At 59.8% G+C, this 6949-nt stretch carries 8 protein-coding genes; 6 read left to right on the plus strand and 2 right to left on the minus strand.

Annotated elements, in window-relative coordinates; genetic code table 11:
- Window positions 1–1741 (minus strand): glutamine--fructose-6-phosphate transaminase (isomerizing) (gene glmS, locus AB4Z11_RS17910; RefSeq protein ID WP_442026597.1); only part of this gene is annotated, 1741 nt, incomplete at its 3' end.
- Between the two features lie 130 nt (window positions 1742–1871).
- On the opposite strand from glmS, the gene AB4Z11_RS17915 reads away from it, so the two are divergent.
- Together AB4Z11_RS17915 and AB4Z11_RS17920 are read left to right on the plus strand one after the other, a co-directional pair.
- On the plus strand, window positions 1872–2336 hold the full coding sequence (locus AB4Z11_RS17915) for an Lrp/AsnC family transcriptional regulator (protein ID WP_442026598.1): 465 nt from the start codon (window positions 1872–1874) through the stop codon (window positions 2334–2336).
- Between the two features lie 342 nt (window positions 2337–2678).
- Window positions 2679–3284, plus strand: coding sequence for an ACP phosphodiesterase (locus AB4Z11_RS17920; protein ID WP_442026599.1), 606 nt, complete (start codon window positions 2679–2681; stop codon window positions 3282–3284).
- On the opposite strand, the gene glmU is transcribed toward AB4Z11_RS17920, so the two are convergent.
- Entirely contained in the window at window positions 3268–4644 is a 1377-nt protein-coding gene (gene glmU, locus AB4Z11_RS17925; protein WP_442026600.1) for a bifunctional UDP-N-acetylglucosamine diphosphorylase/glucosamine-1-phosphate N-acetyltransferase GlmU, read from the minus strand. The genes AB4Z11_RS17920 and glmU overlap by 17 nt on opposite strands.
- Window positions 4645–4670: 26 nt before the next feature.
- Here glmU and AB4Z11_RS17930 point away from each other — a divergent pair, with 26 nt between their 5' ends.
- From AB4Z11_RS17930 to AB4Z11_RS17945, 4 genes are all read left to right on the plus strand, one after another.
- The gene (locus AB4Z11_RS17930; protein WP_442026601.1) at window positions 4671–5537 is read left to right on the plus strand and encodes a DUF6279 family lipoprotein; all 867 of its coding nucleotides are present in this window, start codon (window positions 4671–4673) and stop codon (window positions 5535–5537) included.
- 76 nt (window positions 5538–5613) lie between these two features.
- Window positions 5614–6186, plus strand: a complete 573-nt coding sequence (gene rsmD, locus AB4Z11_RS17935) for a 16S rRNA (guanine(966)-N(2))-methyltransferase RsmD (protein WP_442026603.1) — start codon at window positions 5614–5616, stop codon at window positions 6184–6186.
- 50 nt (window positions 6187–6236) lie between these two features.
- Window positions 6237–6728 carry a pantetheine-phosphate adenylyltransferase gene (gene coaD, locus AB4Z11_RS17940; RefSeq protein WP_442026604.1) on the plus strand — a complete coding sequence of 164 codons (492 nt, stop codon included), beginning with the start codon at window positions 6237–6239 and terminating at the stop codon, window positions 6726–6728.
- Window positions 6729–6740: 12 nt separating this feature from the next.
- The coding region (locus tag AB4Z11_RS17945; RefSeq protein WP_442026605.1) for a YfhL family 4Fe-4S dicluster ferredoxin at window positions 6741–6949 on the plus strand (209 nt) is incomplete at its 3' end.

Genomic DNA, 6949 nt, shown 5'->3' on the forward strand with positions numbered 1-6949 from the left:
GGGAGACGACGTGCAGGATCGGGGATAGTTGGCCGTAGTGTTCCGGCAGACGGATCACGTGGACGCCGTCGCCGGAAGTGATGCGGGAGTCGACGTCGGCGAAGACGTAGAGCTGACCGCCGCGGGCGCGCACTTCCTGCATATTGGATTTCAGCTTTTCGATCAATGCGTCGTTCGGCGCGATCGTCACGACAGGCATTTCTTCCGTCACCAGCGCCAACGGGCCGTGCTTCAGTTCTCCCGCAGGATAGGCCTCGGCGTGAATATAGGAAATCTCCTTCAGCTTCAGCGCGCCTTCCAGGGCGATCGGGTAGTGCATGCCGCGACCCAGGAAGAGCGCGTTTTCCTTGCGGGCGAACTCTTCGGCCCAGGCGATGATCTGAGGTTCCAGCGCCAGCACGGATGCGATGGCGGACGGCAGGTGGCGCATCGCCTTCAGGTGTGCGGCTTCCTGCTCATCAGTGAGGCGGCCGTTGACTTGCGCCAGGCTCAGGGTCAGCAGGAACAGTGCGGCCAGCTGGGTGGTGAAGGCCTTGGTGGAGGCCACGCCCACTTCCACGCCGGCGCGGGTGATGTAGGCCAGCTTGCACTCGCGAACCATGGCGCTGGTGGACACATTGCAGATGGTCAGGGTGTGCTCCATGCCCAGTTCGCGCGCGTGCTTCAGCGCGGCGATGGTGTCGGCGGTTTCGCCGGACTGGGAGATGGTGACCACCAGCGTATTCGGATTCGGCACGCTGTCGCGGTAGCGGTATTCGGACGCGATCTCCACGTTCACCGGCAGCTTGGCGATCGATTCGATCCAGTATTTGGCGGTCAGGCCGGCGTAGTAGGAGGTGCCGCAAGCCAGGATCAGCACGCGGTCGATCTGCTTGAAGACTTTGTAGGCGCCGTCGCCGAACAGCTCGGGCATCACGCCGGTCACGCCTTCCAGCGTGTCGCCCACTACGCGTGGCTGCTCGAAGATTTCCTTCTGCATGAAGTGGCGGTAGGGACCCAGCTCCGCCGCACCGGTGTGAGCGTGAACCGTCTTGATTTCGCGTTGAACCTGGCGGCCGTGCACGTCGACGATCCAGGTACGGCCCAGCTGCAGGTCGACCACGTCGCCTTCTTCCAGGTAGATGATCTGGTCGGTGGTGCCAGCCAGCGCCATGGCGTCGGACGCGACGAAATTTTCGCCCTGTCCCAGGCCCACGATCAGCGGCGAGCCCTGGCGCGCGGCGACCACGCGGTGTGGTTCTTCGCGGCTGAACACGGCAATGGCGTAGGCGCCATGCAGGCGCTTGACGGCTTGCTGCACGGTTTCGAACAGGTCGCCGTTGTACATGTGGTCGACCAGRTGGGCGATSACYTCGSTGTCGGTCTGGCTCTGGAAAACATAGCCCAGTTTGGTCAACTCGGCGCGCAGCTCGTCATGATTTTCGATGATGCCGTTGTGAACCAGGGCGATACGGGCGTTGTCCGAGCTTGGCGAGAAGTGCGGGTGCGCATTGTGCGAGGCCGGGGCGCCGTGAGTAGCCCAGCGGGTGTGGGCGATGCCGGTGAAGCCTTGCAGGCCGACTTCGTTGATCTGCTTTTCCAGGTCCGCCACGCGCGAGGTGCTGCGGGAACGCTGCAGGGCGCCGTCCACGTGCAGGGCGACGCCGCAGGAGTCATAACCGCGATATTCCAGGCGCTTCAGGCCTTCCAGCAGGATTGGAGTGATATTGCGTTGCGCTACCGCGCCGACGATGCCGCACATAAATGCCTCTTCTCGTAAAAGAAAAACTAATGGATTTATCGTAGAGCAGTGGCGATGAAATATGCTTTCTTAATTTACCCGTGCGTGACAGAATATTTCATCGCTACTGATGCATGAAATATTCTTTCAAATGAACGAAAATTTTGACGAAATAGATCGTCGCATATTAAACGCTTTACAACAAGATGCGGCGCAAACCAATGCGGAACTGGCGCAAACGGTACATGTTTCGCCACCGACATGCTTGCGGCGAGTCAAACAGTTGACGGAAAGCGGCGTGATCGAGCGGCAGGTGGCCATCGTCTCGCCGGAAAAAGTGGGAGCGCGGCTGACGGCGAYTGTGGAGATCACGCTGGATGTGCAGGCCTCCGATCGCATGGATGAGTTCGAGGCGCGCGTGGCCGGCGAGGAAGCGGTACTGCAGTGTTATCGCGTGTCGCCGGGTCCGGATTTTGTGCTGATCGTGCAGGTGGCGGACATGCCGGCTTACCACGCCCTGGCCCACCGTTTGTTCGCAACCCAGACCAATGTTCGCAATGTAAAGGCTTACTTCTCCACATTTCGGAGCAAGYTTGAAACCAGAATCTCGGTGTAGACCAGTTTTCCAATGCAATCCACTGGCCTTTCCACAGTGTTTTCCACATTAGCCGTGCAGCAACGTTGGGTTATTCAGCGCTGTGCACGTGCTTTTCACCGGATTCAAGCAGGCTTACACACAGCCTTATCCACAATTCGAAGTTATCCTGACTTATGAAATTGGTATGCACAGGCTTTTCCACAGCCTCATGCGAAAGTTATGCTGGGTAGTGCGCTGGGGATAACTGGACCATACCAGTTGGCGCTTATTCAGATGCTATCCAGTCCTTATACCGGGCTTCTTAAACCCTTTCAAACGTGCTTTTGCACATCTTTATCCACAGCCGTCTAGAATGGGCGCATGAACTATCTCGCGCACATCCTGCTAGCCCGCCAGAGCGACGCGGCCATGATCGGGGCGATGCTGGGCGATTTCGTGAAAGCGAACGATGTGCGGAACTATCCGGCCGAGATCGCGCTGGAAATCATCCTGCACCGGAATATCGACAGCTTTACGGACAACCATCCGGTGTTCCGCTCATCCGTGCAAATGTTTGGCGAAGGCCGGCGGCGGTATGCCGGCATCGTGCTGGACGTGCTGTACGACCATTTCCTGAGCCAGCGCTGGGATAACTTCTGCGATATCCACAGGCCGGAATTTATCGAACGCTTTTACCGCGCGCTGCTGGCGCATCAGGAAATGCTGCCGGAGAAATTGCGGGTGCTGGCGCCGCGCATCGTGCAACAGGACTGGCTGGGCAGTTATGGCGAACTGGAAGGCGTGGAGAGGGCGGTGACGCGCATTTCGCAGCGACTGAGCCGCAATGGCGAGCTACTGCGTGCGGGGCTGGCGGACGTGCGCGTGCACTATGCCGCCATTGCCGAGGGCTTTGAGGAATTCTTCCCGCAGTTGATGCGCTACGCCGGGGAACGGCGTAGCGAGTTGGTGCTTACTTCTTCACTTTGACCGGACGGGTCCAGCCTTCGATGGTCAGCTGCTTGGGGCGGCTGATGGTCAGCTTGCCTGGCGGCGCGTTCTTGGTCAGGGTGGTGCCCGCACCCAGAGTGGCGCCGGCGCCAACCGTTACGGGCGCCACCAGCTGGCTGTCGCTGCCGATAAAGGCGTCATCTTCAATCACGGTGCGGAACTTGTTGGCGCCGTCGTAATTGCAGGTAATGGTGCCGGCGCCGATGTTCACGCGCGAGCCGACCGTGGCGTCGCCCACGTAGGCGAGGTGGTTGGCCTTGCTGTGTGCCGCAACCTGGCTGTTCTTCACTTCTACGAAGTTGCCGATGTGGACGTCTTCGCCCAGTTCAGTGCCGGGACGCAGACGGGCATATGGGCCGATTTGCGAGGATGGGCCGACCTTGGCTTCTTCGATATGGCAGAAGGGCTTGATATAGGCGCCCGCTTCGATGGTGGCGTTGACCAGCACGCAGTTGGCGCCGATGGTCACGCCTTCACCCAGCTCGACCTTGCCTTCGAAGACGCAGCCGACGTCGATACTCACATCGCGGCCGCAGATCAGTTCACCGCGCACGTCAATGCGCGCCGGGTCGGCCAGCGTGACGCCGCGTTCCAGCAGAGCGTTGGCAATATTGGTCTGGTGGATGCGCTCCAGCTGGGCCAGCTGCACCTTGCTGTTCACGCCCAGCACTTCCCATTGCGCACCCGGATGGGCGGACACCACACCCACGCCTTCCTCCACCGCCATGGCGACGATATCGGTCAGGTAATACTCGCCCTGCGCATTCTCGTTCTTCAGCGCGCTCAGCCACTTCTTCAGCTTCAGCGTCGGGATGATCATGATGCCGGAGTTGATTTCCTTGATCAGGCGCTCAGCTTCAGTGGCATCCTTTTCTTCCACGATGCGCTTGATGGCGCCGCCGTGGCGGACGATGCGGCCCAGGCCATAGGGATCATCCTGGATCACGGTCATGATGCCGAGCTTGTCGTTGCCGGCCGCTTCCGCAAGGCGGCGCAGCGAGTCATCCGTGGTCAACGGCACGTCGCCGTACAGCACCAGGGTCGGCACGTCATTGTCGAGATGCGGCAGGGCTTGCATCACGGCGTGGCCGGTACCCAGCTGTTGTTCCTGCAGGGCGGACAGGATGGTCGTACCGCCCATGGTCATGTATTTGCCTAGCGAGGCCAGCACCGCTGCGCCGCCGTGCCCGTAAACCACGCATAATTTGGCGGGAGAAAGGCTGCGTGCCGTTTCGATAACGTGCGACAACAGTGGCTTACCTGCCAGCGGGTGAAGGACTTTTGGAAGCGCAGATTGCATACGCTTGCCCATGCCAGCGGCGAGGATGACGACGTTCATAGACCGTTCAATTTGTGAGTTAACAGATGAGAAAGTTTAACACGTGCATCGTAGCGGCTTTGTTACTTCTGCTCGCGGCGTGCAGCTCTCTTCGCCTCGCCTACAACAACGGCGATACCCTGCTGTACTGGTGGCTCGATGCCTATGTCGATTTCGACTCCGGGCAGAAGGGCGAGGTGAAGCAGGACATTGATGACCTCTTCCGCTGGCACCGCAAGACTCAGCTGCGCGACTACGTGCAGGTGATGCAGAAGGCGCAGCAGCAGTTGCAGGGCAATGTCACCCAGGCCGATCTGCTGGCGGATTATCAGGATATCCGCGCCCGCACCATGGCCCTGCTGATCAAAGCTTCACCGGATATTGCCGATCTGGCCCTGTCGCTGAAGCCCGAGCAGCTGGCGCAGATGGAGAAGAAATTCGCCAAGAACAACGCCAAGTTCCGCAAGGAGAACATGAAGGGCGACGCGGAGGAGCAGAACAAGTTCCGGTACAAGAAATCGATGGAGCAGTTCGAACTGTGGTTCGGCAGTTTCAGCAAGGAGCAGGAAGGCATCATCCGCAAGGCTTCCGACGCGCGTCCGCTGGACAATGCGCTGTGGCTGGATGAGCGCACACGCAGGCAGCGCAATATCCTGAACCTGGCGAAACGCATCATGACGGAGAAACCTTCGAAGGAGGTGGCCACCGGGTGGATTCAGGATCTGATCCGGCAGAGCTTTGACCGCATGGAGCATTCAGAACGCAAGCCCTTCTTCGACACCTACACCAATAGCACGGTGGAGCTGGTGAATCTGGTGGTGCATATCGCTACGCCGGAACAGAAGGCGCACGCCCAGAAACGCATGCAGGGCTGGATCAGCGACTTTAATACCCTGGCCGCCGAATCGCATTGAAACCCACGGCGTGAAACTGGTGGCAGGCACGCCGTGCCTGCCACCGGGGGTAACGGTTTCGGCGATAATATGGTCCATGCAAAAGAAGAAACCTCAACAGGTACGCATCATTGGCGGTGCCTGGAAACGCACGCCGCTACCGGTGCTTGATGCGCTGGGCTTGCGGCCTACGCCGGATCGCGTCCGCGAAACGGTGTTCAACTGGATTAATCACTTGCGCGACGGCGTTTGGGACGACGCACAGGTCCTGGACCTGTTCGCCGGCTCCGGCGCGCTCGGTTTCGAAGCCGCCAGCCGCGGCGCAGCCGCTGTGGCCATGATCGACGCCAACACCGCGGTCGTACGCCAACTGGAAGCGAACAAGGCCAAGCTGAATGCGGGTACGGTACGCGTCACCCGCGGCGATGCGCTGGCGGCCGCACAGTCGATGGCCGCACGTGGCGAGAAATTCGACCTGATCTTCCTGGACCCGCCCTATCAGCTGGATTTGCTTAGCCGTAGCCTGCCGCTGTGCCTACAATTAGTGAAGGAAGGTGGGCTGGTCTACGCTGAATCAGACACTCCGCTGGGCGAAACGCCCGGCTGGGAAGTGATCCGATCCGACAAAGCAGGCATGGTCTACTACCACCTGCTACGGGCAAGTGCCTGATTTTCAGGCATAATGCGCGTCTGAATGATGCTTTTAAGCAGGGAGCCGTAATGGTTACAGCAGTTTATCCAGGAACGTTCGACCCGCTGACCCGTGGCCACGAGGATCTGGTGCGCCGTGCGTCCGGCCTGTTCGACACCCTGATCGTTGGCGTGGCGGACAGCAAGAACAAGCGCCCCTTCTTCACCGTGCAAGAGCGGCTGGAGATTGCGAACGAGGTGCTGGGCCACTATCCGAACGTGAAGGTCGAGAGTTTTTCCGGCCTGCTGAAGGATTTCGTGCGCGAACATGATGCGCGCGTGATCGTGCGCGGCCTGCGCGCGGTGTCCGACTTCGAATTCGAGTTCCAGATGGCGGGGATGAACCGCTATATGCTGCCCGACGTCGAAACCCTGTTCCTGACCCCTTCCGACCAGTATCAGTTCATCTCGGGCACCATCGTGCGCGAGATTGCCGAGCTGGGCGGCGACGTATCCAAGTTTGTGTTCCCCTCGGTCGACCGCTGGCTTCGCAAGAAGATCGCGGCCAACAAGGGCGAATAAGCGAGTATTGCCATGGCTTTGATGATTACCGACGACTGTATCAATTGCGACGTTTGCGAGCCGGAGTGCCCGAACGACGCGATTTATATGGGCGCCGAGATTTACGAGATCGACCCGAACAAGTGCACCGAGTGCGTGGGCCACTTCAACGAGCCCCAATGCCAGCAGGTGTGCCCGGTGTCCTGCATTCCGTTCAACCCGGCGTGGCGCGAGACGGAAGA

The sequence above is a fragment of the Pseudoduganella sp. RAF53_2 genome (assembly GCF_052113985.1).
GTDB lineage: Bacteria > Pseudomonadota > Gammaproteobacteria > Burkholderiales > Burkholderiaceae_D > Rugamonas.